This is a genomic window from Thermoactinomyces sp. CICC 23799 (genome assembly GCF_016055145.1).
Classification (GTDB): domain Bacteria; phylum Bacillota; class Bacilli; order Thermoactinomycetales; family Thermoactinomycetaceae; genus Thermoactinomyces; species Thermoactinomyces intermedius.
This window is the reverse complement of the sequence record NZ_JAECVV010000007.1, coordinates 62,836-88,104: the sequence shown is the minus strand read 5'-3', so window position 1 is coordinate 88,104 and position 25,269 is coordinate 62,836. Positions and strand designations below refer to the sequence as shown.

The 25,269-nt window shown below is 50.6% G+C and carries 25 protein-coding genes and 1 riboswitch; of the genes, 16 read left to right on the top strand and 9 right to left on the bottom strand.

Annotated features, from left to right (window positions below; translation table 11 throughout):
* Window positions 1–69 precede the first annotated feature (69 nt).
* A complete protein-coding gene (locus tag I8U21_RS10600) occupies window positions 70–1,200 on the bottom strand; it encodes an NAD(P)/FAD-dependent oxidoreductase (protein WP_198053882.1) in 1,131 nt (376 codons plus the stop codon).
* 135 nt (window positions 1,201–1,335) lie between these two features.
* Between I8U21_RS10600 and I8U21_RS10595 the strand changes: the two genes are divergently transcribed.
* The 4 genes from I8U21_RS10595 to I8U21_RS10580 all read left to right on the top strand — a co-directional run bounded on the left by I8U21_RS10595 (window position 1,336) and on the right by I8U21_RS10580 (window position 5,131).
* Entirely contained in the window at window positions 1,336–2,514 is a 1,179-nt protein-coding gene (locus tag I8U21_RS10595; RefSeq protein WP_198053881.1) for an NAD(P)/FAD-dependent oxidoreductase, read from the top strand.
* Between the two features lie 2 nt (window positions 2,515–2,516).
* Entirely contained in the window at window positions 2,517–3,407 is an 891-nt protein-coding gene (gene sigJ, locus I8U21_RS10590) for an RNA polymerase sigma factor SigJ (RefSeq protein ID WP_370527071.1), read from the top strand.
* 324 nt (window positions 3,408–3,731) lie between these two features.
* On the top strand, window positions 3,732–4,340 hold the full coding sequence (locus I8U21_RS10585; protein ID WP_198053880.1) for a nitroreductase family protein: 609 nt from the start codon (window positions 3,732–3,734) through the stop codon (window positions 4,338–4,340).
* 206 nt (window positions 4,341–4,546) lie between these two features.
* The gene (locus I8U21_RS10580) at window positions 4,547–5,131 is read left to right on the top strand and encodes an N-acetylmuramoyl-L-alanine amidase family protein (RefSeq protein ID WP_198053879.1); all 585 of its coding nucleotides are present in this window, start codon (window positions 4,547–4,549) and stop codon (window positions 5,129–5,131) included.
* 58 nt (window positions 5,132–5,189) lie between these two features.
* On the opposite strand, the gene I8U21_RS10575 is transcribed toward I8U21_RS10580, so the two are convergent.
* Both I8U21_RS10575 and I8U21_RS10570 read right to left on the bottom strand, forming a co-directional pair.
* Window positions 5,190–5,627 carry a peptidylprolyl isomerase gene (locus tag I8U21_RS10575; protein WP_198053878.1) on the bottom strand — a complete coding sequence of 146 codons (438 nt, stop codon included), beginning with the start codon at window positions 5,625–5,627 and terminating at the stop codon, window positions 5,190–5,192.
* A gap of 63 nt (window positions 5,628–5,690) precedes the next feature.
* Entirely contained in the window at window positions 5,691–5,960 is a 270-nt protein-coding gene (locus I8U21_RS10570) for a hypothetical protein (protein ID WP_198053877.1), read from the bottom strand.
* Window positions 5,961–6,176: 216 nt separating this feature from the next.
* Between I8U21_RS10570 and I8U21_RS10565 the strand changes: the two genes are divergently transcribed.
* Both I8U21_RS10565 and I8U21_RS10560 read left to right on the top strand, forming a co-directional pair.
* Complete coding sequence (locus I8U21_RS10565) at window positions 6,177–6,620, top strand: CidA/LrgA family holin-like protein (RefSeq protein WP_198053876.1); 444 nt, start codon at window positions 6,177–6,179, stop codon at window positions 6,618–6,620.
* Entirely contained in the window at window positions 6,544–7,233 is a 690-nt protein-coding gene (locus tag I8U21_RS10560; protein WP_198053875.1) for an LrgB family protein, read from the top strand. The genes I8U21_RS10565 and I8U21_RS10560 overlap by 77 nt, the downstream gene beginning before the upstream one ends.
* Before the next feature lie 36 nt (window positions 7,234–7,269).
* Here I8U21_RS10560 and I8U21_RS10555 read toward each other — a convergent pair whose 3' ends face one another.
* Entirely contained in the window at window positions 7,270–8,493 is a 1,224-nt protein-coding gene (locus tag I8U21_RS10555; protein WP_232337621.1) for an MFS transporter, read from the bottom strand.
* A gap of 134 nt (window positions 8,494–8,627) precedes the next feature.
* On the opposite strand from I8U21_RS10555, the gene I8U21_RS10550 reads away from it, so the two are divergent.
* The 7 genes from I8U21_RS10550 (at window position 8,628) to I8U21_RS10520 (ending at window position 17,950) form a co-directional block, all read left to right on the top strand.
* Window positions 8,628–9,506: a LysR family transcriptional regulator gene (locus I8U21_RS10550; protein WP_198053874.1), complete on the top strand. Its 879-nt coding sequence runs from the start codon at window positions 8,628–8,630 to the stop codon at window positions 9,504–9,506.
* Between the two features lie 56 nt (window positions 9,507–9,562).
* The gene (locus tag I8U21_RS10545) at window positions 9,563–10,657 is read left to right on the top strand and encodes a DUF3048 domain-containing protein (RefSeq protein WP_198053873.1); all 1,095 of its coding nucleotides are present in this window, start codon (window positions 9,563–9,565) and stop codon (window positions 10,655–10,657) included.
* 82 nt (window positions 10,658–10,739) lie between these two features.
* Window positions 10,740–11,060 carry a YerC/YecD family TrpR-related protein gene (locus I8U21_RS10540; protein WP_181731541.1) on the top strand — a complete coding sequence of 107 codons (321 nt, stop codon included), beginning with the start codon at window positions 10,740–10,742 and terminating at the stop codon, window positions 11,058–11,060.
* 118 nt (window positions 11,061–11,178) lie between these two features.
* Window positions 11,179–11,889, top strand: a complete 711-nt coding sequence (gene pcrB / locus I8U21_RS10535) for a heptaprenylglyceryl phosphate synthase (protein ID WP_198053872.1) — start codon at window positions 11,179–11,181, stop codon at window positions 11,887–11,889.
* Window positions 11,890–11,893: 4 nt separating this feature from the next.
* Entirely contained in the window at window positions 11,894–14,077 is a 2,184-nt protein-coding gene (pcrA, locus tag I8U21_RS10530; protein WP_198053871.1) for a DNA helicase PcrA, read from the top strand.
* 22 nt (window positions 14,078–14,099) lie between these two features.
* Window positions 14,100–16,124 (top strand): NAD-dependent DNA ligase LigA, encoded by a 2,025-nt coding sequence (gene ligA / locus I8U21_RS10525; RefSeq protein ID WP_232337620.1) that lies wholly within the window; start codon window positions 14,100–14,102, stop codon window positions 16,122–16,124.
* Window positions 16,125–16,258: 134 nt separating this feature from the next.
* Complete coding sequence (locus I8U21_RS10520) at window positions 16,259–17,950, top strand: transglutaminase domain-containing protein (protein WP_198053869.1); 1,692 nt, start codon at window positions 16,259–16,261, stop codon at window positions 17,948–17,950.
* Window positions 17,951–17,994: 44 nt separating this feature from the next.
* Here I8U21_RS10520 and I8U21_RS10515 read toward each other — a convergent pair whose 3' ends face one another.
* Genes I8U21_RS10515 through I8U21_RS10500 form a run of 4 tightly spaced genes read right to left on the bottom strand, consistent with a single transcriptional unit; the run spans window position 17,995 to window position 20,782 of the window.
* The gene (locus I8U21_RS10515; RefSeq protein WP_198053868.1) at window positions 17,995–18,744 is read right to left on the bottom strand and encodes an ABC transporter ATP-binding protein; all 750 of its coding nucleotides are present in this window, start codon (window positions 18,742–18,744) and stop codon (window positions 17,995–17,997) included.
* A complete protein-coding gene (locus I8U21_RS10510) occupies window positions 18,741–19,505 on the bottom strand; it encodes an ABC transporter permease (RefSeq protein ID WP_232333928.1) in 765 nt (254 codons plus the stop codon). The genes I8U21_RS10515 and I8U21_RS10510 overlap by 4 nt, the downstream gene beginning before the upstream one ends.
* Window positions 19,492–19,791, bottom strand: coding sequence for a thiamine-binding protein (locus I8U21_RS10505; RefSeq protein WP_181731548.1), 300 nt, complete (start codon window positions 19,789–19,791; stop codon window positions 19,492–19,494). Before I8U21_RS10505 ends, I8U21_RS10510 begins: the two co-directional genes overlap by 14 nt.
* A 1-nt stretch (window position 19,792) precedes the next feature.
* Window positions 19,793–20,782 (bottom strand): ABC transporter substrate-binding protein, encoded by a 990-nt coding sequence (locus tag I8U21_RS10500; protein ID WP_198053867.1) that lies wholly within the window; start codon window positions 20,780–20,782, stop codon window positions 19,793–19,795.
* Between the two features lie 77 nt (window positions 20,783–20,859).
* A riboswitch (TPP riboswitch) is annotated at window positions 20,860–20,970 on the bottom strand.
* A gap of 152 nt (window positions 20,971–21,122) precedes the next feature.
* On the opposite strand from I8U21_RS10500, the gene I8U21_RS10495 reads away from it, so the two are divergent.
* The 3 genes from I8U21_RS10495 to I8U21_RS10485 all read left to right on the top strand — a co-directional run bounded on the left by I8U21_RS10495 (window position 21,123) and on the right by I8U21_RS10485 (window position 24,919).
* The gene (locus I8U21_RS10495; protein ID WP_198053866.1) at window positions 21,123–22,037 is read left to right on the top strand and encodes an RluA family pseudouridine synthase; all 915 of its coding nucleotides are present in this window, start codon (window positions 21,123–21,125) and stop codon (window positions 22,035–22,037) included.
* 205 nt (window positions 22,038–22,242) lie between these two features.
* Window positions 22,243–23,847, top strand: a complete 1,605-nt coding sequence (locus tag I8U21_RS10490; RefSeq protein ID WP_198053865.1) for an esterase/lipase family protein — start codon at window positions 22,243–22,245, stop codon at window positions 23,845–23,847.
* A gap of 310 nt (window positions 23,848–24,157) precedes the next feature.
* Complete coding sequence (locus I8U21_RS10485) at window positions 24,158–24,919, top strand: SDR family oxidoreductase (RefSeq protein WP_181731552.1); 762 nt, start codon at window positions 24,158–24,160, stop codon at window positions 24,917–24,919.
* A gap of 116 nt (window positions 24,920–25,035) precedes the next feature.
* On the opposite strand, the gene I8U21_RS10480 is transcribed toward I8U21_RS10485, so the two are convergent.
* On the bottom strand, window positions 25,036–25,197 hold the full coding sequence (locus I8U21_RS10480) for a hypothetical protein (RefSeq protein WP_181731553.1): 162 nt from the start codon (window positions 25,195–25,197) through the stop codon (window positions 25,036–25,038).
* Window positions 25,198–25,269: the final 72 nt, after the last annotated feature.

Below are 25,269 nucleotides of genomic sequence, written 5' to 3'. Positions count from 1 at the left end.
GAAACAATTGGCGGGGATCAAAATATTGGTTGTGGATGAAGGGGCGGATGTCGTTCAGGAGCACCGGAATCAAAGTTCCAGTGCTCCTTTGACATCATACAGGGACAGATCGATGTCCAATTCCAATCCCAACGCCAGTTTGGCCAGTTGGTTTCCGATAAAAGGCCCCATCGTCAGTCCCGAAGCTCCCAGTCCATTGGCCAGCAGGATGCCGTCCCATCCGGGAAGCGGGCCGATGACAGGAAGGAACCCGGGGGTATAGGGCCGGAAGCCGACTCTGGTTTCCAGCAAGGTGCTGTGTTCCAGTCCGGGGGCGACGTCCAGCGCTTTTTGAAGCACTTCGAACAAGCCGCCGGCAGTGACCCGGGTGTCAAAGTGATCCAAATCATTTTCGTGGGTTGCCCCGACAATGATCCGGTGATCCTCCAATGTCAGCATGTACTGATCATTGGGCGGCATGATGACCGACCAATGGTTGGTGGGCGTGTCAGGCAATTGCAAATGGACGATTTGCCCTTTTTGGAAAGTGCCCAAAAAATTTACTCCCAGCGGGGCAAGCAATGATTTTGCCCATGCTCCCGCGCAGACAATCACGATATCCGCCGGAATCACCTCTTTGTCATTTACCCGGACGCCGGTCACCTTTTTTCCCTGGTGCAAGAGCGAGGCGCTTCCCCGGATGAACGATGCACCGTTTTTTTGTGACGCACGGAGCAGGGAGTCGCGGAGGGCGCGGCCATCCACGCGGGCCGCCCCTTCCACATGCAGGGACGAAAAATGGCTGGCAAGCGGAGGAAACCGTTCCCGTGTCTTTTGGGGTGGCAACGGGGTGAGCTTGCCCATTTCCGGTGCGTCCTGCCGGCGTTTTTCGGCCCGCTCTTCCACTTTGGCGAGCCTTTTTGCATCCGTATGAATGCGTAGCGCGCCGACTTTTTTGTAACCAGTTTGTTTTTCCCCGTCTTTTTCCAACCCGGCGATCAGTTGCGAATAAAAACGGGCCCCTTTTTTTGCCAGTTGATACCAGGCTTTGTTCCGCCTCTGTGACAACCAGGGACAAATGATTCCGGCGGCGGCGTCGGTGGCTTGTCCCGGATCTTTGCGGTCGATGATCGTAACCTTCACATCGGCACTCAGTTTGGTCAATTGGTACGCGGCGGAGGCGCCTGAAATTCCGCCTCCGATGACAATCACTTTTTTCATGGTCAACCCTTCTTTTTCAGGATTCGTTTTCCATTATACCGGTTTGGGGAAACAAACTTGAGTCGTGGTGGAGTCTGTCACAAAAACACCGTCTGTTTCGTTTTATTATTAAACAGGGAAAAGGGGATGGGCGGAATGAAGGAAATCACTTGTGTCGTGACAGGGGGCGGGCATGTGGGCCTTCATGCTTTAAAAGAGATCGGTCAGGCGATGAGAAAAGCAGGCAAGTCCTTCCGGTTGATTTTGATTGATCCCAAGCCGTTTTATGTACAGAAAGTCCTGTTATTTCAACCGGCTGCCAGAGCTGAAAAGATTGCCTTGGCTTGGGAAGAGGTTCTCCCGGAAAGGGTGGAGCGCATTCAAGGTGAGCTTGTAGCCATCGAAAGCCAGGAAAAGGGGATCTTTTTTCGTGATGCAGAGAAAAAGGAGCAAGCATTGGACTATGATCTGTTGGTCATTACCGTGGGAAGTGTGGTGAAAAGGCCGGATCCGGAACAAGGCGGAATTTCATTGCACGATTTATCCGCATCGGAAGAGATACGAACCAAGTGGCGCCGGCATTTACAAAAGGCGGTAAACGAGCAAGACCCGGCCGAACGAAAACGATTGCTCTCTGTTGCGGTGGCAGGTGCCGGAATCAGTGGAGTGGAGACATCTGCGGAATTGGCACAGGCCATGCGTTCAGAAGCAGTTCGGTTGGGCATGGATCCCGCGTTGGTCCGGGTTTTTTTGATCAATGCGGAAGAAAGGTTGATGATGAACGGACCAAAGAAATTGGGCCGGAAATTGGAAGCCAAGCTGAACAATTTAGGTGTTACGGTCCTCCATCAACGCAAAGCTTTGTATGAGAAAGACGGAAAGCTGGTACTTTCCGATGGCACGCAACTTTCTGCCGGGTTCACCATTTGGACCTTGGGGCTTGAGCCCCATCCGGTTTTGCGCCAATGTCAACTGCCGCTTACTTTGGAGGGAAAAGTGAAAGTGGATGCTTCTTATCGGGTGTCAGGGAAAAGTGCCATCTACAGTATCGGGGATTGTGCACATGTTATCGATCCGGAGAATGGAAAAGCAGACGGGATGACTTGCAAAGAAGGAATCCTGCAAGCAAAACGACTGGGAGAAGTTATTGAAGCTGATTTGAAAAAAAAGCCTGCTCCGATTCATCGGAGATGCCGAAATTTTTTTTGTATCAGTTTAGGTCAAAAAGAAGGTTTGGTCTGGGCTGAATACTGCGGAATCGATTGGATCCTGGCGGGGAAAATCGGCAGGTTCATCAGAAAATGGACATGGAAGAAAGCAAGTAACGTAAAATAAAAGTGAAATGGGGGCACAGGAGGGGAGAAGGATATGGGGAAACAATAAAACAACTTTATGAAGAATACAAACCTTTGCTTTGCACCATTGCATATCAATTGACCGGTTCGATGGCTGATGCGGAAGATCTGGTGCAAGATCTCTTTGTCAAACTGACCGGTTTGGATCTCAAGCGCTTGTACGATCCCAAGAATTATCTTTGTAAAATGATCGTCAATCGTTGTTATGATTATCTGGGTTCTGCCCAAAAAAGGCGGGAGCAATATACCGGTCCCTGGCTGCCGGAACCGGTCCCCACATATGTTGCAGATCCCGGTGCCATGTTACTTAAAAAGGATATGTTGTCTTATGGGATGTTGGTGTTGTTGGAACGGTTGACCCCTGTTGAAAGAACGGTTTTTGTTTTGCGGGAAGCATTGTCTTTTGATTATGCCTCGATTGGAAAAATCGTGGAGAAAAGCGAGGGGAATTGTCGCAAAATTTTGAGCAGGGCGAGAAGGAAAGTGGGAAATCCGGGGAAAGCGATTCGCCGCCGGCAAAACCAAAGAGTATGGATTGAACAGTTTCTTGAAGAATTGCGTCGAGGAAATGTAGAAAAAATCCTTTCCCTCTTGGCGGAAGATGTCGTTGTAACATCTGACGGCGGCGGAAAAGTGACGGCTGCCTTCCGGCCGGTCATTTCTGCCGAAAAGGTGGCACGGTTCTTGTTGGGATTGTTGAGAAAATATCAGGGTGTGCAATACAGGGTGATCGGGATCAATGCAGAGGACGGACTGTTGATCCGTGCGGGTGGACAAATGACTGTCGCCTTGTTTCAACTGGAGGGAGGGAAAATGAAGAAACTTTATCTGGTGCGGAATCCGGAGAAACTCACATGGTTTAAAAACCTCTAGGCCCCGGCTGCCATTTACCGGCTGGCCGGGGATGTTTTTTCAAATGATATCCGATGTGCCACGATGCCGGCGGTTGTGCCATGGCAGGGATGATCGGCCATCTGCCGGGCAATGGAGGGCGAAAGGAACGGAGAGATCTGCCGCCATTGCATCCATCAGGGAGCAGATGGACATGATAGGATGGGTTGGGGAGTTGACCGGGATTTGGATGGAAACAGTCGGTTGTCAAGTTGATTATCTTGACATATAATTTTTTGATATATTAAGTAATATGAAAGTATGTTTTTCTGTCTAATTTTTATTTAGATAAATCGGGGTGATTGAATGTCAACAAAAACCATGGATGCGATTGAAGTGATGAAAGCGCGTTCCACGGTTCGCAAATATGATCCGAATGCAAACATTCCGGAAGAGGAATTGAATGAACTTCTGGAGATTGCCACCCGGGCTCCTTCTGCCTGGAACTTGCAACATTGGCGCTTTCTCGTCATTACCTCCAAAGAGATGAAGGAAAAACTGCTGCCCATTGCATCCAATCAAGAGCAAGTGGTGGAAGCGGCAGCCACCGTGGCTGTGTTGGGAGACCTGCAAGCGAATGAAACCGCCAAAATCGTCTATAAGGATGCTGGTAAAGACATTTACGATTTAATGATCAGCCAAGTGGAAAAAGCTTATCAAAATGACCGGTTCGCCCGGGATGAGGCGTTTTTGAATGCCGGTTTTGCCGCCATGCAGCTGATGTTGGCAGCCAAGGCCAAAGGGTATGACACTTGTCCGATCGGAGGATTTAACCGGGAAAAATTTGTGGAGGAATTCCGGGTTCCGGATCGTTATGCGCCCGTTATGCTGATCACGATCGGCAAAGCGGTGGCTCCGGCCCGGCCGACGACCCGTTTGCCTTTGGATCAGGTTGTGGTGAAGGAAAGTTTTTAAACCGTATTCCGATGTAACTGAAAACCGGAACACGGGAGGGGTTCGGAAGAAGACCGGTCCCTCCTTGTTTTTTATTGCAAAAGAGGCACCGAAACGCATCCGGTGTTTTGTTTTTGTTCATATCCTTTTGGGAATCCGTGTTTTTTAAGAAGCGATGTGGGGAAAAAGTATGAACATGGAGCATTGACTTACGCGAGGTGAGAATCATGCTGGTGTGCCTTGACCCGGGACACGGGGGAGAGGATTTGGGATCGGTGGGGTATTCTCTGGCCGAAAAAGATGTCTGCTTGGAAATTGCTTTTCGCGTTCGCCGCAAGTTGTTAAATTATGAAGGGTTGTCCGTGACCATGACCCGGTCTGTGGATACCGACGTAAGTGCCCGGGAAAGGATCGAGTGGGCGAACCGTCAGAATGCGGACTTATTTTTAAGCATCCATACCAATGCTTCCCCCGATCCCACCATGTCCGGGTTTGCCTCCTATGTGAGCGTGATTGCAGGATTGGAAGAGAGAAAAATCCAGTGCTGGCTTCATAATCAGCTGACGGGTTTTTTAAGAAAATACGGCGTGATGGACTTGGGAAAGAAAAATGACACAGAGACGGCGGAAGGGAAAATCCAGGAATTGCGCGGGGTGAACATGCCTGCAATCACGGTTGCTTCGTTGTTTATCACCCACATGCGGGAAAATCATCTTCTTTCAGACGCCCGGTTTTTGGATCAATACGCGGAAACGATTACGGAAGGAATCGCCCGGATTCACCGGTGCCAAAAGAAAGAAAGAATCCGGTGAACGTGAGCGGGGCATAAAAAAACTGCCGGCCTTGAATAAAAGGCCGGCAGTTTTTTATTTATTCTTCCCAGACTTTGACTTCTGTCATGACCGTTCCGGGCTGCATGTTCAGCACATGCTCCATCCCTTTGGTCACCATGCCGAAAACGGTGTGCACCCCGTCCAAATGCGGCTGGGGTTTATGGACAATGAAAAATTGGCAAGATCCGGTGTCTTTCCCGCGATGCGCCATCGATACGGCTCCGGCCACATGGCGGTGCGGATTGTTTTCCGTTTCGCAAGGAATGGTGTATCCGGCATCACCGTTTCCCAGCCCGTTGGGGCAACCTCCCTGGCTGACAAATCCCGGAATCACCCGGTGAAAGTTGAGCCCGTTGTAAAAGCCCTCATTGGCCAGTTTGCGAAAGTTATTGACCGTGATGGGAGCTTCATCCGGGAAAAATTCGATCTCGATGATTCCTCCGTTTTCCAGCAAAATTTCGCCTTTGACTGTCATTGGATTCACTCCTCGTTGATGGACGTATTTATTTTACCTCGTTTTCGCAAGGAAAAGAAGCGGTCATTTTTTGTTTTTTGCTTCTTCGGCCAAACGGGCTCCTTCATTTTTGATGACTCTTTCCACTTCCGACATTTGCTTGACGGGATCGGGCATGCTCCTGATTTTTCTCAAGTCGGGCTCCAGAAACTGCACTCTTCCCCCTTGTCTGGTATGGACATAACGCGCAACGCTGGCAAGAAGTTCTTCGTCTCCGTTTTTAATGACATAACGAATCACATAAAACGGGTGTTGTTGTTCTTCCACCCCGCGTGTTTCCACTGGATAAGCCATCGAATTCCCCCTGATTTTGAGGTTTTCTTTATTGTACCAACGATGAAAAAAAAGTACAGTGAAATAAGTCACCGTCTGAAAGGGCCCTTGGGGAATAAGAACGGGAAGCGTATTGCGGGTCCGGGTTATTTGTGTGATAGTAAAGATAGAAGGTTGTTCTTTTGTTATATAACAATCTCGCCAAAAAAGTGAATACACAGAAAGAAGGGTTCATCCATGTTTGCGCAGATGTTAAAAACCGTTTTGCAAATCGGCGGGATTTACCTTTTTTATGAGACAGGCGTGTGGATCCAACAAAAGTCCCATGTCCCGATCCCGGGCAGTATGATCGGATTGTTTCTTTTGTTCATCTGTTTGTCCACCGGTTTGGTCCGGGTCCATTGGCTGCAATCAGGGGCGGATGTATTGCTCTCTTGGTTGCCGCTTTTGTTTCTGCCCTCTGTCATCGGGGTGATCGAATATGCCGGTTTTTTGAGGCGACACGGGTTGCAAGCCATGGCCGTGGTTGTCATCAGTACCGTGCTGGTCATGTGTTTATCCGGATGGCTGGCACAATGGCTTGCCAAGCGAAAGGAGGGTGTGGATGAACGAATGGATCAGCGGGGGCATATCCGTCGGTGTCACGCTCGCGGTGTTCATCGTGATGAAACTTCTGTATAAACGCTTTCCGTCGCCGTTTTTGCTTCCGCTTTTGACTTCGGCAGCGGTTTTGATCAGCTTTTTGCTTTTATTCCATATTCCTTATGATGCCTATATGACCGGCGGACGGTGGCTGGACGGGTTTCTGGGTCCGGCGGTGGTGGCGATGGCGGTTCCGCTGTATCGCCACCGACGGATTGTGAAACGTTATCTTGCTCCGATACTGGTCAGTGTGATTTCCGGTTGTTTCACCGCTGTGTTGAGCGGATACTTTTTGGCGGAGGCATTCGGGTTGGACCGCCGCCTTCTTTACACGTTGTTGCCAAAATCCGTGACCACGCCGGTGGCCATGGACTTGGCCGGACTTTCGGGAGGCATCCCCTCTCTGGCCGCCTTGTTTGTGATTGTGGCCGGACTGGTCGGGGCGGTGTCGGGTCCGTATTTGATGAAATGGTGTAAGATCACCCATTACCTGGGCAAAGGCATCGGATTGGGCAGTGCTTCCCATGCGATTGGAACGTCCAAAGCGCTGGAGACCGGGGAAAAGGAAGGAACCGCCAGTTTGGTGGCCATGACCCTGTGTGCCATGTTGACTTCCGTTTTGATTCCCGTCTTGCTCCGGTTTTTGCATTAAAAACAGGAACCTGCGCAGGTTCCTGTTTTTCCGTTTTCAACCGGATGTGAGGCGGATGGAATTTTCCTTGTGCGAAAGACGAATCGCCCGGGTTAACGCAAGGGTCAGCAATATGGTTGCGATCAAGAGGACGGAGACCATGAGAATCACCCCGTACCAACCAAAGTGGGTCAAAAAGAACCCTCCGATCCATCCCAAAAGGCTGGAGCCGGTGTAATAAAACAACAGGTACAAAGAAGAAGCGTACACTTTGATCGGGGGTTCTGCGATCACCCCGACCCATCCGCTGGCCAGGCTGTGTCCGGCGAAAAAACCGGCTGCAAACAAGATCAAGCCGGCCATCAACAAAAAGAGATTTCCGGTGCAGGTTAACAAGGCGCCGGCCAATGCCATGACCACCCCGCTGATCAAGAGGGAGGAGCGCGAGTGGTTTTCCGTCAGTTTCCCAAAGAAATACGAACTCCACGACCCGGAAAGTTGAAAAATAAATAAAAAGCCAATCGCCGTTTGGCTCAATTGGAACGGAGGATTGGACAAAGGAAAAGCGATGTAGTTAAACAATGTGATGTAGGCGCCGAGCAGCAAAAAGGCCATAGCGTAAATGCACAACAGATTTTTGTTTTTCATTCCGCCGATCATGCCCGAAATCCAGTTGGGAAAAGAAAGTTGTTCTTTTTTGAAATGTTTGGATTCGGGAAGCAATACGAAAAACAGCGCGCTGCACAAAAAACTGAAAATCCCCAGCGCAAGGGCGCCTGCGTGCCAGGAATAAAAGTCGGCAAAAACACTGACCCATATTCTCCCGAAGAAACCGCCAATGGCATTGCCGCTCACATAAATCCCCATGATGCGCCCGATGTGTTTCGGCGAGATTTCTTCATTCAGATAAGTGATGGCAACGGATGGAAACCCGCTCATCGCCAGTCCCTGGAAAACCCGCAAAAAAACCAGGGCTTTGAAATCAGAAGTGAATGACGTGGCGATTCCCGCCAAGGATGCCAACAACAAAGACACTCCCATGATTTTTTTCCGGCCCCAGGCATTGGAAAAAACCGTGAGAATCAACATTCCGATGGCCAGCGAAAAGGTGGCCAGAGAAATTGACAAACTGGCAAGAGACGGGGAGATGCCCATTTGGGATGCAAACGTATTGATCAATGTTTGCGGATAATACAGCTGGGCAAAAGTCACCATGCTCCCCAACAGCATGCAAACAAATATCCGGTAATATTCACTGCTGCCGGATTCAACATGTTTCATGAAGCACCTCTCCTCAATGTGTAGCTGTTGCTTTGTTTTTTAGTGTACTTCCGGCAGGGTGATGTGTCTATTGCATTATATTTATTTAAATGATAATTTTTTGCTATCAACAAAGAGAAAGAGGTTGTTGCAGAATGGAATGGCAGCAGCTGGAATACTTTTGTCAAGTAGCCAAAACCGAGCACTTCCGGAAAGCGGCAAACCGGCTGGGCATTTCCCAACCGGCTCTCAGCCGTTCCATGGCCAAACTGGAAGAAGAGTTGGGGGTACCGCTGTTTGACCGGGTCGGCCGTTCTGTCAAGTTGAATGCCTTCGGCCGGGTTTTTTTGAAACGGGTGGAAAATGCGCTCAATGAAATCTCCGTCGGGGTTCAGGAGATGGAACAATTGAAAAACCCGGATACCGGGAAGGTTTCGGTGGCCTTTCTCCGCACATTGGGCGTCACGGTTTTGCCGGAGTTGATCCACAGCTTTAACCGGAAATATCCCCGGGTGGAAATTCAACTGATCCAAAGCACCATTTTAAGAAGTGTGGAGCTGTTGAAGGCCAGGGAGGTTGATTTGTGCCTGATCAGTTCGTACGCGTTTCCGCCTGGCATTGAGTGGCACCCGTTGATGGAACAGGAATTGTTTTTGTATGTTCCGGCGAACCACCGGCTGGCTGCAAGAGATTTCGTGGATCTGAAGGAGATTGGCGGCGAAAGCTTTGTCGGTTTCCGGGAAGGATTGGAGATGAGGGAACGGATCAACCATTTTTGCCGGAAAGCCGGGTTCACCCCGGTCATGAAGTTTGAAGGCGAAGATGTGTCAACATTGGCCGGGCTGGTTTCTGCCGGATTGGGCGTGACGTTGATTCCCGAATACCAGGGCATCAGCGAGTCCAAGATCAAAAAGATTTCTGTCCGGAATCCAAGATGTTACCGGAAGATCGGATTGACCTGGTTAAAAGACAATCCGTTATCCCCTTCCGCCGAGCGGTTTCGTTCCCATGTGATTGAATGGTTTGCAACCTGAGGTGCAGCCGGATTTTAAACAGCGGTTTTCATTTTTACGGGCGGAGGCCTGGCTGTTTGCCCATTGCCATACTTTGCTTTGTTGCATACCCTGTCAGCGGGTTTTCTGAACAGGAAGGGATGAAGCCGTTTGAAAACGAAGAATTCAATATCGATTTCAAGTGGAGGGATTTGGTGAAAAGAAATTTCGTAATTGTGAGTCTTTTGCTTATTGTCCTGCTGGTTGCCTGTCAGCCTGATTCCGCCCCCGTCACCCGGCCGGAAAAGCCGGAAAGTTTGATGAGCCCCATCACCGGCACCCCCGTTGTGAAAGAGGAACCCAAACCCGTGATCATGGTCATGATCAACAACCATCCCGCGGCCCGTCCGCAATCCGGATTGCAATGGGCCGATGTGGTGGTGGAGATTTTGGCAGAAGGAGAGATCACCCGGTTCGCGGCTTTTTATTACAACCGGTTGAACGGGGTGATCGGTCCGGTCCGGAGTGTCCGGGATTATTATCTGGACCTGGCGGACGGAACCGGGGCGGTGGTGGCGCATGCCGGCGGTTCCCCGTCCGCGTTGAACCGGATCCGTGAAGAGAAAAAGCCGGCGATCGACGGGGTCCATCAAGACGAAAAATATTTTTTCCGCGTCGATTTTCGCAAACCGCCACATAACCTGTATGCCCGGTTGGAAGATTTGAGCCGGGTTGCAAAGCAACGGGATTATCCCGATTACAGCGGAAAACCGGCTTACCAGTTTTCCGGTCAAGCGGTCACCCGCGGGGGAAAGGCCGCCGGGAAGGTCCGTCTCATTTACCATAAATTGTACGAAGCCGGGTATCAATATGATCCGGCCAAGCAACAATATGTCCGCTATACCGAAGGCGAGATGCAAACCGACCGGGAAACCGGGGAACCGATTACCATGCAAAATGTGCTCGTGATTTTTGCCAAACACAAGGTGTTGGATTATGTGGGACACCGGTCGGTGGATATCACCGGGCAGGGGAAAGGTTATTTGCTGCAGCAGGGGAAGGCGGTCCCGATTGAATGGAAATACCGGGACGGATGGATCGTTCCTTACCGGGACGGAAAAGAATGCACGTTGCTGCCCGGGAAAACATGGGTCAATGTTTTGCCGGAGACCGGGGAGGTTCTTCTCCAATAACCTCTCATTTTCTGCTATACTTATCAGAGGCATAACTTTAAAGGGCGAAAGGACTTCCTTCTACCTGGGGGAGGAATGATGAATGCAACTCAATAAACTGAACAAAAAAGAAGTGGATCAACTTTTTCAGGCGATCTTGCAACTTGAAACCATTGACGAGTGTTACCGGTTTTTTGAAGATTTATGTACTGTCGGGGAGATCAAGTCACTGGCGCAACGGTTGGAAGTGGCGCGGATGCTCGAAGATGGTTGCACTTATAACCAGATTGAAACCGAAACGGGCGCCAGCACGGCAACGATATCCCGTGTCAAACGCTGTCTCCACTATGGTACCGACGGTTATTTGCTCGCCTTGGAACGTTTAAAAGAAGCGAAGGAAGAAAAATCCCCTGAAAAACGATAAAACGGATGGTTTTTTGCGGAAAGGCTGTGTTTTCCTGTACGGATCACAGCCTTTGTTTTCTTTTCATTTTCTTTGCAGTGTATAATAGGGATTGTAGGTTTCGGGCGGGGGGAAAATCATGATAAAAAAAGCGAAGAAATGGAGACATGTCTTTAAATTGGACCCCAACCGGCGGCTTTCAGATCTGGCACTGGAAAAGATTTGCCAATCCGGAACCGATGCGATTATTGTTGGGGGAACGGATGGAATCACGTTTGAAAACACATGGCAATTGCTTGAACGGATACAGAAATATCAAGTGCCTTGTGTGCAGGAAATTTCGACGATGAAGGCGATTGTACCCGGATTTGACGGTTATCTCATTCCATCGGTGTTAAACACCGATCAAGTTAAGTGGATTCATGGGGCGCACCTGGAGGCCATCCGGCGTTACGGGAGCAGCATTCCCTGGGAGCAGGTTCTTTTGCTCGGATATGTGATTTTAAATCCCGAGGCCAAGGTGAGCCGCTTGACACAGGCCAAAGCCGGTCTGACCGAAGAAGAAGCGGCCGGCTATGCCGATTTGGTGGAAAATCTGTTCCGGTGGCCGGTGCTTTATGTCGAATACAGCGGAACCTTTGGCGAGGAAAAAAAGGTGCGGGCCATCCGCCGGCGATTAAAGCGAACCCGATTGTTTTACGGGGGAGGCATCACCAATGAAGAGCAGGCGAAGACCATGGCCCGGTGGGCCGATACCGTGGTCGTGGGCAATGTGGTTTACACCAATGTGGAAAAAGCGGTTCAAACCGTGACATGGGTCAAAGAAACAAAGTTGCAGGAGAAAGGGTGAGCTGATGCTTAACCAGTTGTCGACGGAGACGTTGCTTGAGGGCTTGAACCCGATGCAGAAAAAGGCAGTGGAAACCACCGAAGGCCCCGTTCTGATCGTGGCCGGGGCCGGAAGCGGGAAAACCCGGGTTTTGACACACCGCGTGGCTTATCTTCTCAGTGAAAAACAGGTTCACCCCTGGAATATTTTGGCGATTACCTTTACCAACAAAGCGGCGCGCGAAATGAAAGAACGCATTGTCTCTTTGGTGGGACCCCGGGCGGAAGAGATTTGGATCTCCACCTTCCATGCGATGTGCGTGCGCATTTTGCGGCGGGATATTGACCAGCTGGGAATGTCGCGCAACTTCACGATTCTGGACACCTCAGACCAATTGAGCGTGATTAAACAAGTTTTAAAGGAAGAAAATCTGGATCCTAAAAAGTTTGAGCCGCGTTCCCTTTTGAATCAAATCAGCCATGCGAAGAACCAATTGGCCGGACCGGCAGAAATGAAGCAGGGGGCGCGCAACTTTTTCGAACAGGTGGCGGCGGATGTTTATGAAAAATACCAAGAAAAATTGCGGGCCAATCAATCCCTGGATTTTGACGATTTGTTGCTGGAAACCGTCCGGCTTTTTCAGTCGCGACCCGAGGTGAAAGGGTATTACCAGCGAAAATTCAAGTACATTCACGTGGATGAGTATCAAGATACCAACCATGCCCAATATGTGCTGGTTCAAATGCTGGCGGAACATCACCGGAATATTTGTGTGGTCGGCGATTCGGACCAGTCGATTTACCGCTTCCGGGGAGCGGATATAAGGAACATTCTCCATTTTGAACAGGATTATCCGGATGCGGTGCAAATCAAGCTGGAGCAGAATTACCGTTCCACCAAAAACATCCTCCAAGCCGCCAATCATCTCATTGCCCACAATACCGAACGGAAACCCAAAGAATTGTGGACGGCCAATGAGGAAGGAAGCAAGATTCAATTGTTTGAAGCCGGTACCGAGCAGGAAGAAGCCTTCTATATTGCCGAAACCATTTCAAACGGCATCAAAGAAGGAAAACGGTATTCTGATTACGCCGTGTTGTACCGGACCAATGCACAATCACGGGTGATCGAGGAAGTGATGATGAAATCCAACATTCCTTACACCGTGGTTGGCGGCATCAAGTTCTACGAACGGAAAGAGATTAAAGATTTGTTGGCGTATTTGCGGCTGATTGTCAATCCACACGATGATCTGAGCCTTTCCCGCATCATCAATGTGCCCCGTCGCGGTGTCGGAGCGGCTTCGTTGGAGAAAATCCAAAATTACGCAGCCCAAAACGGCATCTCCATGTTTGAAGCGCTGTTGGAGATGGAGCATATCGGACTGTCCAAACGGACCCTGAAGCCGTTGGAAACCTTTGTCGGATTTGTGCGCGAGCTTCATGCCATGATCGAATATCTGTCGGCCGTGGAAATGACGGAAGAAGTGTTGCAACGAAGCGGCTACAGGGAAGAATTGAAAAAAGAGAAGACCATCGAAGCGGCGAGCCGGCTGGAAAACATTGATGAATTTTTATCGGTCGCCCAAGAGTTCGAGAAAAGAAATGAAGACAAAACATTGATCAGCTTTTTGACGGATTTGGCTTTGATTTCGGATGTGGACCAGCTGGATGAAGAGGAGGAAAAAAACGCCGAATCCGTGGCGTTGATGACATTGCACAGCGCCAAAGGGCTTGAGTTTCCACATGTCTTTTTGGTCGGCCTGGAAGAAGGGATTTTCCCGCACATGCGTTCACTGGATGACGAGTCGGAAATGGAAGAAGAAAGGCGGCTGGCGTATGTGGGGTTGACCCGTGCGGAGAAAGTGCTTCACTTGACACGGGCCCGGACGCGGACGATTTTTGGACAAACCAGTTCCAATCTGCCTTCCCGGTTTTTAAGCGAAATTCCGGCAGAGTTGTTTGAAGAAGCCGGACAGAAAAAGGAAGCGCCAACGCCAAGCCGGGGCTTCCGGAAAGTTTCACGGCCGGTACCCAACCCGGAACGCAACTGGCAGGTCGGGGACAAAGCCGTCCACAAAAAATGGGGGGTCGGCACGGTCGTCAAAGTGCAGGGGGAAGGCGAAGACATGGAGTTGAACATCGCATTTCCCGCTCCGGTCGGGGTGAAAAAATTATTGGCCAAATATGCTCCCATCACGAAAGAATGATGAACAGGAGGATGAAGTTGGATTGAAGCTGGAAGAGGCAAAGAAACGCGTGCTGGAATTGCATGATGAAATCAATGAACATAACCACCGGTATTATGTTTTGGATGATCCGGCCATTTCCGATGCCGAGTATGACCGGTTGATGCGCGAGCTCATGGCATTGGAAGAGGAATTTCCCGAACTGAAAACCCCGGATTCCCCCACCCAGCGGGTTGGCGGAGAACCGCTTCCTTATTTTGAAAAAGTCGAGCACACCACTCCGATGCTCAGTTTGGGGAACGCTTTTGACGAGCAGGATTTGCGTGACTTTGACGAGCGTGTGAGAAAAGTGGCCGACCGCCAAAATGTTCGTTATGTTTGCGAGTTGAAAATCGACGGGTTGGCGGTTTCCGTCCAATATGAAGACGGCCGTTTTGTCTTGGGATCCACCCGGGGAGATGGCATCACCGGGGAAGATATCACGCAAAACTTAAAAACGATCCGGTCCCTGCCTTTGCGCATCAACGAACCACTTTCCATCGAAGTTCGCGGGGAAGCGTACATGCCACGGCGGGCTTTTGAACGTTTGAACCGGGAACGGGCCGAAAACGGGGAACCTTTGTTTGCCAACCCGCGCAATGCGGCAGCCGGTTCGCTTCGCCAGCTGGATCCCAGATTGGCGGCCCGGAGGACGCTGGATTTGTTTGTTTATGAGATCGAACGGTTGGAAGGCCATACCGTCCAAACCCACACCGAAGGGCTTCAATTTTTGGAAGCGTTGGGCTTTAAGGTGAATCCGGCCCGGCAGACGGTGGAGTCCGTGGAGGAAATGCTGGCTTTCATCGAAAAGTGGGGAAAGAACCGCCCGGATCTTCCTTACGAGATTGACGGCATTGTGATCAAAGTTGATGACCTTGCGTTAAGACAACAGATGGGGACCACCGCCAAAAGCCCCCGTTGGGCCATTGCCTATAAATTCCCGGCAGAAGAAGCCGTCACCCGCCTTTTGGACATTACGTTGAATGTCGGCCGGACCGGGGTGGTGACCCCGACGGCCGTGTTGGAACCGGTCAGCCTGGCCGGAACCACCGTCCAACGGGCTTCTTTGCATAACGAAGATTTGATCCGGGAAAAAGATATCCGGATCCATGATTATGTGGTGGTGAAAAAAGCAGGAGACATTATTCCGGAAGTGGTGGGCGTTCTCACCGAAAAACGCACCGGTGAAGAAAAGGCGTTTTCCATGCCGGAACGCTGTCCGGAGTGTGACAGCGGGTTGGTCCGCCTTGAAGGCGAAGTGGCGCTTCGCTGCATCAATCCCAAATGCCCGGCGCAGACGCGGGAAGGCATCATTCATTTCGTTTCGCGGGGTGCGATGAATATCGAAGGGCTGGGTGAAAAAGTGGTGACCCAGCTGTTTAATCACGGCTTGGTGCGAAGCGTGGCGGATCTTTATTACCTGAAAAAAGAAGATTTGTTACAGCTGGAGAGAATGGGGGAAAAATCGGTCCAAAACTTGTTGGACGCGATTGAAGAAAGCAAAAAGAATTCGCTGGAACGGTTGTTGTTCGGACTGGGGATCCGCTTTGTCGGAGCCAAAGGGGCCAAAATTCTGGCGCAACACTTCAAGCACATGGATGCCCTGATGGAGGCGGGTGTGGAAGATTTGCTCGCCTTGGATGAGATCGGACCGAAAATGGCCGACAGTGTGGTCACCTACATGGAAAAACCCGAAGTCCGGGAAACGATCAGCCGTTTGAAAGAAGCCGGCGTGAATATGGAGTACAAAGGGCCGGGGGCGGATGGAGAAAAAGTCGTTGCCGCATCACCGCTGGCCGGAAAGACGGTCGTCATCACGGGAACATTGCAGAGGATGTCCCGCAAAGAAGCCACGGAACTGCTCGAATCGTTGGGGGCCAATGTCACGGGAAGCGTCAGCAAGAAGACCGATTTGTTGGTCGCCGGCGAAAAAGCGGGCTCCAAACTGGACAAAGCGAAAAAATTGGATGTGACGATTTGGGATGAAGAAACGTTGTTGAGCCATTTGCCGGAAGAAGTGCGGGTATAAAAAAGGTCGGGGTCTCAAAGACCCCGGCCTTTTTGCTTTTTTTGGTTTAAACCGGCGGCGAAAAAGAAGGGTTTTTCACAATGCAAAAGAAAATGGAATAGCAAAGGAAAAAATTGTGAAAGGCCGGAGAAGGTATGAGTTGGAAGTGGTTTTCGGCAGGTTGTGCGTTGTTGACGGCTTGTCTGCTCGGAGTGGCCGCATATCAGGAAAAAGAGGCATGGGACCGGACATGGAGCCGGGGATCGGAAAAACTGGTGTTCAGCAAACAGGCCAATCCGGGTTTGGAAGTTCAAGGCGGAGAAAAAATCCGGTTGGAGGATTATGCCCAAAAACTGAATGCCAAACTGGATCAGCCTCAATGGGAACTGGTGCAGGCCGAATCCGTTTTTACGGTTTCCGGAAGCATCGGGAAGACAGAAAACTTGGCAGTTCCGTACCTGTGGGTGCACATCGAGTATCAGGGAAAGCCCAAACCGGGATTGCCCAAAACACACGATGAATACATTCCCGTGGAAAACGGGCGGTTCAGGAAAAATCTCCGGCTGTTTCAGGGGAAAGGGGATTATCGCGTTTATCTCCGGCTTCCGGACCGGGAAGAAAAAGAATACTTTTATTTGATGGCGGCTTTTACCGTCCGCAATGCTTCCGACACGTTGGCACGGGATGTGGCATACAGCATGCAAGCCCGGGAAGCGGGACTGAAGCTCTCTTCCCCGCTGTCAGGGTATGTCAGGTCGGATGAGGACGTCCGGATCCGCGGAGAGGTCAAAAAATCCGTGAAAAAACTGCTGGTGCAATTGAAAAAAGGAAATCATTCCTGGGAACGGGTCATCCGGGTGACCAACGGGAAGTTTGAGGAGCGAATCCCTTTGCTGTTCGGGCAGGGGGTGCATCAGCTGAAGGTGTTGGTTCCCGACCGGGAAAAATGGGGGTTGTTTCGGGAAGGAGCCACGCTGTATGTTGATCACACGAAAAACATCGAGCGTGAACCGGTTGCCTATACCGAACTTTATGCCCAAAGGGGCATCCAATTGGAAACGCCGGTGGCCAGCGGCGATACGGCCGGTTTGTCCTACCGCATTGCCGGACGGATTGATGCGACGGCACCTTATGCAAAAGAGACCACCCATCTGATTGTCAAAACCAAAAAAGAGGGAGAAGAGGCAACCTATTTTCTGCCGGTGAATGATTTCCGCTTTGATGACCGGATATGGCTCCGGTTTGGCCCCGGAAAATATGAGGTGAACCTGTATGTTCCGGAAATCACAACGGAGAAACGGGATTATTTCCGTTTTTTTAAAGTGGCCCGGTTTGAGGTGAACAGTTCGGCAAAGCAGGATCTCCGGTATTTGCTTCCGTCCAGGGGCATCGAATCCGACAGTGCGGAGATTCAAAACCGGTCCAGGCAACTGGTGAACGGAGCTTCCACACCGAGGGAAAAGGCAAAGGCCATCTATGATTATGTTGCCAAAAACATGATGTACGACATGGAAAAGTATCGGAAAAATGAATTCCAATGGTCGGACAGCGCGATCAAGTCGTTGCGCACAAAAAAAGGCATTTGCCAGGATTATGTGTTTTTGACGATTGCGCTTTTAAGAGCTGCCGGTTTGCCGGCCCGTTTTGTGGAAGGAAAAGCGGGGGGCCAACGCCATGCCTGGGTGGAAGTCCGGGTAAACGGGCGCTGGCTGGTGATGGATCCGACATGGGGTTCCGGGTACATAACGAAAGAGGGAACGTTTCAAAAAAGATATGATTCGCGTTATTTTGATCCTCCTTCTTCCTTGTTGGACAAAACGCACCGCCGCACGGGCATTGTTTATTGACAAAAAACAGGGAACGGACGCGCATGCCGTTCCCCGTCGTTTATTTAATCCGTTCCCGACGCATCCGGCAACAACCAGTCTTCCAGCTGTTTCCGGAGGGATTCCCATGTTTTATCTCCCCGGAGGGAAAAACGGTTTTCCCTGGGGAATGGGACCTTCAACTCTTGATACACCTGCATCGGGCGTTTCGTCAAAACATAGATACGATCAGAAAGGAGCAACGCCTCTTCAATGCTGTGTGTGATGAAAAGGACGGTGCGCCGTTCTTTTTTCAACAAAGCATCAAGCCATTTTTGCATGTGGGTTCGCGTCAGGGCATCCAATGCGCCGAAAGGTTCGTCCAAAAGCAGCCAGTCCTTTCCGCTGGCCAAGGTGCGCAAAAATGCCACCCGTTGTTGCATTCCCCCGCTCAGTTCATGGGGATACAGCGATTCCGCCCCGCTCAAGCCCGCGTTTTCCAAATACCGGCGGATTTGCTCCGGTTTCATTTTTTGATGGTTCAATTCACCGGGAAGAGCGATGTTTTCCGACACGGTCCGCCACGGGAAGAGGGACGGCTGTTGCGGCATGTAAGCGAAGTTGCCGCGTTTGCCGACGATGGACTGCCCGTTCCAAGTGATTTCACCTTCCGCCGGTTTTTCCAAGCCTCCGATCAGATGGAACAAGGTGCTTTTTCCGCTCCCGGACGGCCCGATCAAGGAAACGAATTCCTGTTCTTCGACCCGTAAGGAAAGGCCGGCGATGACCGGTCCGTTGCCATAAGAAAACGTGATGTTTTTCACTTCCAAAGTCATCGGGAAGCCCTCCTTTGATTCCCTTTGCACACCGTTACCGCCCGTTCAAAGAGCGTGATCAAAGCGAAAAAGAAAAGGCTTAATCCGGCGACCAACAAAATGGTCACAAAGACACGGTCGGTGCGGAAAGTGGACGAAGCCAGCTGCATCATCACCCCGATCCCGTTTTCCGCTCCCAGCCATTCGGCGATGACCGCTCCCATCACGCTGTAGGTGGCCGATAATTTCAAACCGGAAAAAAAGGCCGGCAAAGCCGACGGGCATTCACATTTGAAAAAAATTTGCATCCGGGAAGCGCCGGCCATTTTCAAATAGGTCAGAAGGGTGCGATCCGTTTCAGCCAATCCGCCCAACAGCGAGACGGTGACAGGGAAGAAACAGATCAAGGCAACCACCAGAATTTTTGGAAAGACGCCAAACCCGAACCACATCACAAGCAATGGCGCCAACGCAATCATCGGGATATTTTGCGACAAGATGATCAGCGGATAAACCATCCGGCGCAGGGTTGAAAATAAATGAAGCACGCCGGCGGTCAAAATGCCGATGACTGTCCCGGCGAAAAGGCCGCTGATGGCAATGCTCGCAGTTGCCCAAACGGGAGCGGGCAATTGCCGGGCCGATGTGAGAAATTCTTTGCCGATTGCCGAAGGGGACGGAAGCACCCAAGGTTCAATGTGAAACAGGGAAACCGACATTTCCCATAAGAACAACAGAAAAAGAACGAAACAGACAGGCATGCACCGTTTAACGATGTTCATCATATTTTTTCGTCAACTCGCTTATCGAAATACCGTCCGGCTGGTACAAAATTTTCACTTGGGCCAGGACGCTGCCGCAACCCATTTTCACCATTTCTTCATGGACTTTCTCAACGATTTTCAGTAGTTCGGGTAATTCCCCTTCCATGGTGGTTTCCAGAGGGCCGACGCGGTAACGGATTCCGGATTGATCGATCAGTTCAATCGCCCGGTCCACATAAGGAATCACATTTTCCCCGCGGGGGGTTCGCGGCAGGATTTGAAGGCTGACCAGTGCTTGGGCCAATTCAGTTTCCTCCTTCCGGCAAAAATTCATTGGTAAAGGCTTCTTTTGGTACGAATTTACCTTCCAAAAGGTGATGATCGCTCAGCCATTTGGCATAGCCTGCCCAGACTTCTTCTTTTTGCCATCCCCAAACTTTGGCATCATCCTTATAACGGGGGCTGATCCACGCCTGGCTTTTTTTCACCAGTTCGGGATTTAATTCCGGCACTTCCCGGATCAGAATGTCAGCCGATTGATCAGGATGGTCCATGGCAAACTGGTAACCTTTGCTGACGGCTTTCATAAAGGATTGAACGGTTTCTTTGTTTTGGCTGATTTGTTTTTCGCTGGTGATGAGAACCGGGGTGTAGTAGTCCAGAGCACGGTCATAATCTTTCAGGTAGACCATGTTCAGCTTTTCGCCGCGCAATTCGGCTTCAATGCCGGTCCATCCGTAATAAATCCACATAAAGTCGATGTTTTGTTTGGACGCTTGGAAAAAGTCGACGTTTCCGGTGTTGATGATTTTGACTTTGTTTGCATCGGCCTGATCTTTTTCCATCAAAGAAGTCAGCATCTGTTTTTCAACCGGCGAACCGAAGCCGCCGTAGACTTTGCCTTCAAAATCTTTCGGTCGTTGAATCTGTTTGTCACGGAGAGAGGCAAAGCCGGAAGTGTTATGTTGCAACACGGCCGCGATGGAAACGATCGGAATCCCTTGGGTCCGGGCATGGGTGACGTTTTCTTGAAAACTGACGCCAAAATCGGCCTGCCCGGAAGCGACCATTTGCTCTGCGCCGTTGTTGCCGGGTTGGATGATTTGAACATCAAGCCCTTGTTCTTTGAAATAGCCCTTTACTTTTGCCACGTACAGTCCGGTGTGATTGGTGTTCGGGGTCCAGTCGAGCACGATTTTGACCGTTTGTTTGGAAGGGACCCCGGTTCCGGAACATGCCGAAAGTAACAAGGCGAACAAGGTGAAAAGTGCCGTGAGCACCAGACGTTGTTTCATGTTTTTTACTCCTTCCTGGTTGCATGCAAAGGGGAAGACACAAAAAAGCACCCCTGATGAAGGGATGCTTGTTCTTGTCTGAAACCATGCGCAATCCCTACGCCGGCATAATCCGGATCAGGTTGTGAGGGTCAGTGTATCGGTACACTTTCTCAGCCGGCCAATCTCCGGCTCCCCTTTGCAGGTATTTTTTGTGGTTTTGGCATCATTATAACGAATGGATGAAATCATTGTCTATTATATATGATTACAATTATTTACAAAAGGGATTCTTTCTCGTGGATTTTACCCGTGCTATACTAGAAACGTTTGGAATCATCATGTCTTTTTGAGGTGTTTCATGAAGAACCAGATTCAATTCACCCATGTCGTTTCCGGAGAAGAAGACGGGAAAATGCTGAAACAAATTCTCCGCAACAAGTACCGTTTTTCCAAAAGAATGATGACCCGCCTGAAAAGGAACCGGTTGGTCACGGTCAACGGCGAAGAGCGGTATTTTACGAGCCGGGTCACAGAAGGGGACCGGATTGAAATCCGCTATATGGAAGAGGAATCGGAAACCGTGCTCCCCCAACCCGTTCCTTTTGACATTGTCGAAGAAGATGAAGATTTGATCGTGATTGACAAGCCGCCCGGTCTGGTGGTCCACCCCACGCGCGGCTATAAGGAAGGCACTTTGGCCAACGGGTTGATTTACCATTGGGAACAAAGAGGGGAACGAAGAAAGTTCCGGCCGGTGACCCGGCTGGACCGCGACACATCCGGACTGATGGTGGTGGCCAAACATGCATACACGCATGCTTTTTTGGCGGCCCAAATGGAAAAAAAACATTATGAACGAAGCTATCATGCCGTTGTCCACGGGCAGGTGGAAACTGACAGCGGCACCATCGACAAGCCCATTCAAATATTGCCGGAGGAAAAAGGGGGACGCGTCGTTTCTGAGGAAGGCGTCCGGGCCGTCACCCACTTTCAGGTCGTCAAGCGCTTCCGGGAAGCCACCTTGTTGCGTTTGTGGTTGGAAACCGGCCGCACGCATCAGATCCGGATTCATTTGGCATCCATCGGGCATCCCATCATTGGCGATCCCTTGTACGGGACCGGGGATGACCAACATCTGATCGGGCGGCAAGCCTTGCACGCTTCTTACCTCCGTTTGCTTCATCCCCGGTGGCATGAATGGAAAGAATGGGAGTCCCCGCTTCCGGAGGATATCCGGCAACTGCTCGAAACATTGAAAGCCGGAGTGTGTTGAAGCATGCAGACTTGGCAGGGACCAAGCCGGGTCTGCATCTTGTTAAATTTTCAAATATTCAAAATTTTATTTGTGGAATTTTATAGAATACGATATAATCAATATTGAAAAATGGTTTGCAAGATCTCATGTTCTCTTGGAAAGGCAACGGTTTCAGAAAATAAATGTCGCAATCTTCTGTATAATAAAAAAGGAGGAGATTGTGTTGCGCCGGCCTTGGTGTTTTCTGCTTTGTCTGTTGTTGGCCTTCAGCATGTTTTTGCCCGCCGGATGGGTCGGGGCCGAAAGTGAGGAAATTCCCCCTCCCCAACCGATGGGAAATGTGATCAGCAATCAGTTGCCCCCTCCTTCTGAAGACACCACCCCCGGAACCTGGTTTTTGGGAGCCACCCCGCCAAATGCCGACCCGAACAAGCTTCCCGTCGTCTTTGTCCAAGGAATGAACGGAAAAGCTCAAAACTGGTGGAGTGAGACCAATTACCACGGGTTGAATGACATGTATGAAACCGCATACAACCACGGTTACCGGACCGCTTTTGTCCAATTGTATGATGCCGGCGGAAAGCCGTCCAGCCAGTGGGATAACGGGGAATTGCTGGCCCGGATGTTGAAGGAAATTTATGATCATTTCGGACAAAAGGTGAATATTGTCGCTCACAGCAAAGGCGGTCCCGACACGCAGGCGGCCTTGATTCATTATGGCGCGTATCCGTATGTTTCCAAAGTGGTCACCTTGGGCTCCCCGCATCACGGTTCGCATCTGGCGGATTTGGCACACAGTTCCTGGGCCGGGTGGCTGGCAGAGTTGCTGGGACAGCGGTCGGATGCGACTTATTCCTTGCAAACGGGCGAAATGGCAAAGTATCGCGAACAAACCGACAGTCATCCCGATGCAAATAAAAACGTTTATTACACCGCCGCGGGCACCAATTGGGGACCCGGTTTGTCGGCCTTGTGGTTTGGCGGGTTCTACTTGTCTTCCCATGGAGACAATGACGGGTTGGTGAATGTCTGGAGTACCGAACTTCCTTACGGAAACCATCTGTTTACCAAGGATGTGGATCATGATGCCATCCGGACCGGAACCGTCGCCTTTGCGGAAATCGATTCCGTGCTTCGCTCCGGTCAGGTGGTGCAAACCCGGGCGGATGTTCCCCGGATGAAGGAAGAAAGCGCCGACCATTTTGTCAGAGGGGGGCCGTTGACGGCAGGAACGCAAGCGGAAGAAACGATTCCGGTGGATGCCGGTTCGCAAGAAATCCTTTTTACCGTGCTTACCAAATCCCCTGAAGTGGAAGTCCGGTTGACCTCGCCATCGGGTAAAGTTTACACCGAAACCAGCAGCGTATTTTCCCAAGCAACGGATGAAACCTTCTTTCAAGGGGCGACCGTGCAGATGTTTCATTTGAAAGGAAACCAGGTGGAAAGCGGAAACTGGACGATGCAAATGAACAGTCCGCAAACCGATGCTTATCTCTTGATCACCACCTATTCCGGAACAGATACCCTTTCGTTCGCCCTTCCGGCCAAAGCCGCTTCCGGCCGTATCCCTTTACAGATGAATTGGAAAAACCCGGATTTGAAACAACTGCAAGCATCCATCCAAGTGATTTCCCCGCGGGGGGAGAAAATGCATACCGAAAACATCACCGTCGGACAAATCCGGAAAAATGTACCGGATCTGACTGACCGTATCGGGTTGAAAGAGCCGGGCACCTACAATGTCACCATCGATCTTCAGGGAACCAAAGCCGACGGAACGCCTTTTGCACGCACCATCATCCGGTCGGTTTACATCGGGCATCCGTGAGCGGACGGGTGGTGGCCGCGTCTGTAAGCTGGCATCCGGAGAATTTTGGCGGCGTCAGCAGGGAATGTTTTAAAACAAACCGCGCAAGACAGCGGGCAATGTATCCAATTGTTGCCTGCTGTCTTTTTTGTATGAACCGGTTTTCCGGCCGGGAGAAACGGGCAATTTTCGGAGGGGACTCAAAACGCCATGTATTACAGCCATGTATTATAATAAGAGACAAAATTTGCGACCGGGGTGACCGGGGATGCTATCATAATTTCCAAATGACCGGACATAAAAATGTTTTGAATAAGGAGATGAATGATTCATGGCGCAAAAAGAAAAGCCGGTAGCCTGGGTTGTCGGTGGCCCCAAAGGCCTGGGCGTGATGGTGGCCAAAGGGCTGGCTGAGGATGGTTACCGGATTGTGATCAATTATCGACAAAGTCGGAGTGCGGCGCAAAAATTGAAAACAGAGATCGAAAAAAATGGAGGAGAAGCGATCATTCTCCAAGGCGATATCAGCAACAAAGAGGATATCCGGCGCATGGTCGGTAAGGTCCGTGAAGATTTGGGAAGAATCGATGCCCTTGTCTGCACAGCCGGACCGTTTATTTTCAAGAAAACGCCCGTGATCGATTTTACGGATGAACATTGGCGTGACATGATCGACGGCAATTTATCCGGCGTTTTTTATCTGGTGCGGGAAGTGATTCCGATGATGCGCAGGCAGGGAGGAGGGCGGATCATTACCTTCGGGTATCCGGAAGCGGATAAAGTGTTCGGCTGGACCGGTTACGGGCCCTATGCCGCCGCAAAAACGGGATTGGCGGTGTTGACGCAAACGCTGGCCCGTGAGGAAGCGGCCCATCAAATTACCGTCAATATGATTCTGCCCGGGGATATTCGCGATCCTTATAAAGAAGCACCTATTTGCGAAGCGAGGGGGAAGGAAGACCAACGCACCCCGGTCGGAAGGCCGGGCACCGGGGAGGATGTGGCACGTGTGGTCCGTTTTTTGGTCCATCCCGATTCCGATTTTATCACCGGTGCCATGATTCCAGTGACTGGGGGTTTCATCAACACGTGATATTATGTAGAATGAGCATAAGATTCGTGTAATATTGCTGTAATATTTTTTAAAAATGACAAACCATTTTGCAGGCTCTTACGTTATAATGGGTAAGTATTCGAGAGAACAAAGATTTACTTCTTTTGGAGAAACCAACTCCAAGCAAACCAACAGCCGGCACTGACCAGTCCGCCGATCAGACCGGTGATTCCTGCAACTTTCCATAAATAGAAAGTAAGGAAAAGGCTGATGATCCCGGTCAACCGACTGGAAAAAACCGCAGCTTTTTTGTGCATGACGCTCACCACCTTTTCGTTTATCATAGCACAAAAGCGGATGTGCAGGAATTGGTCAGTCTTATTGTCAAA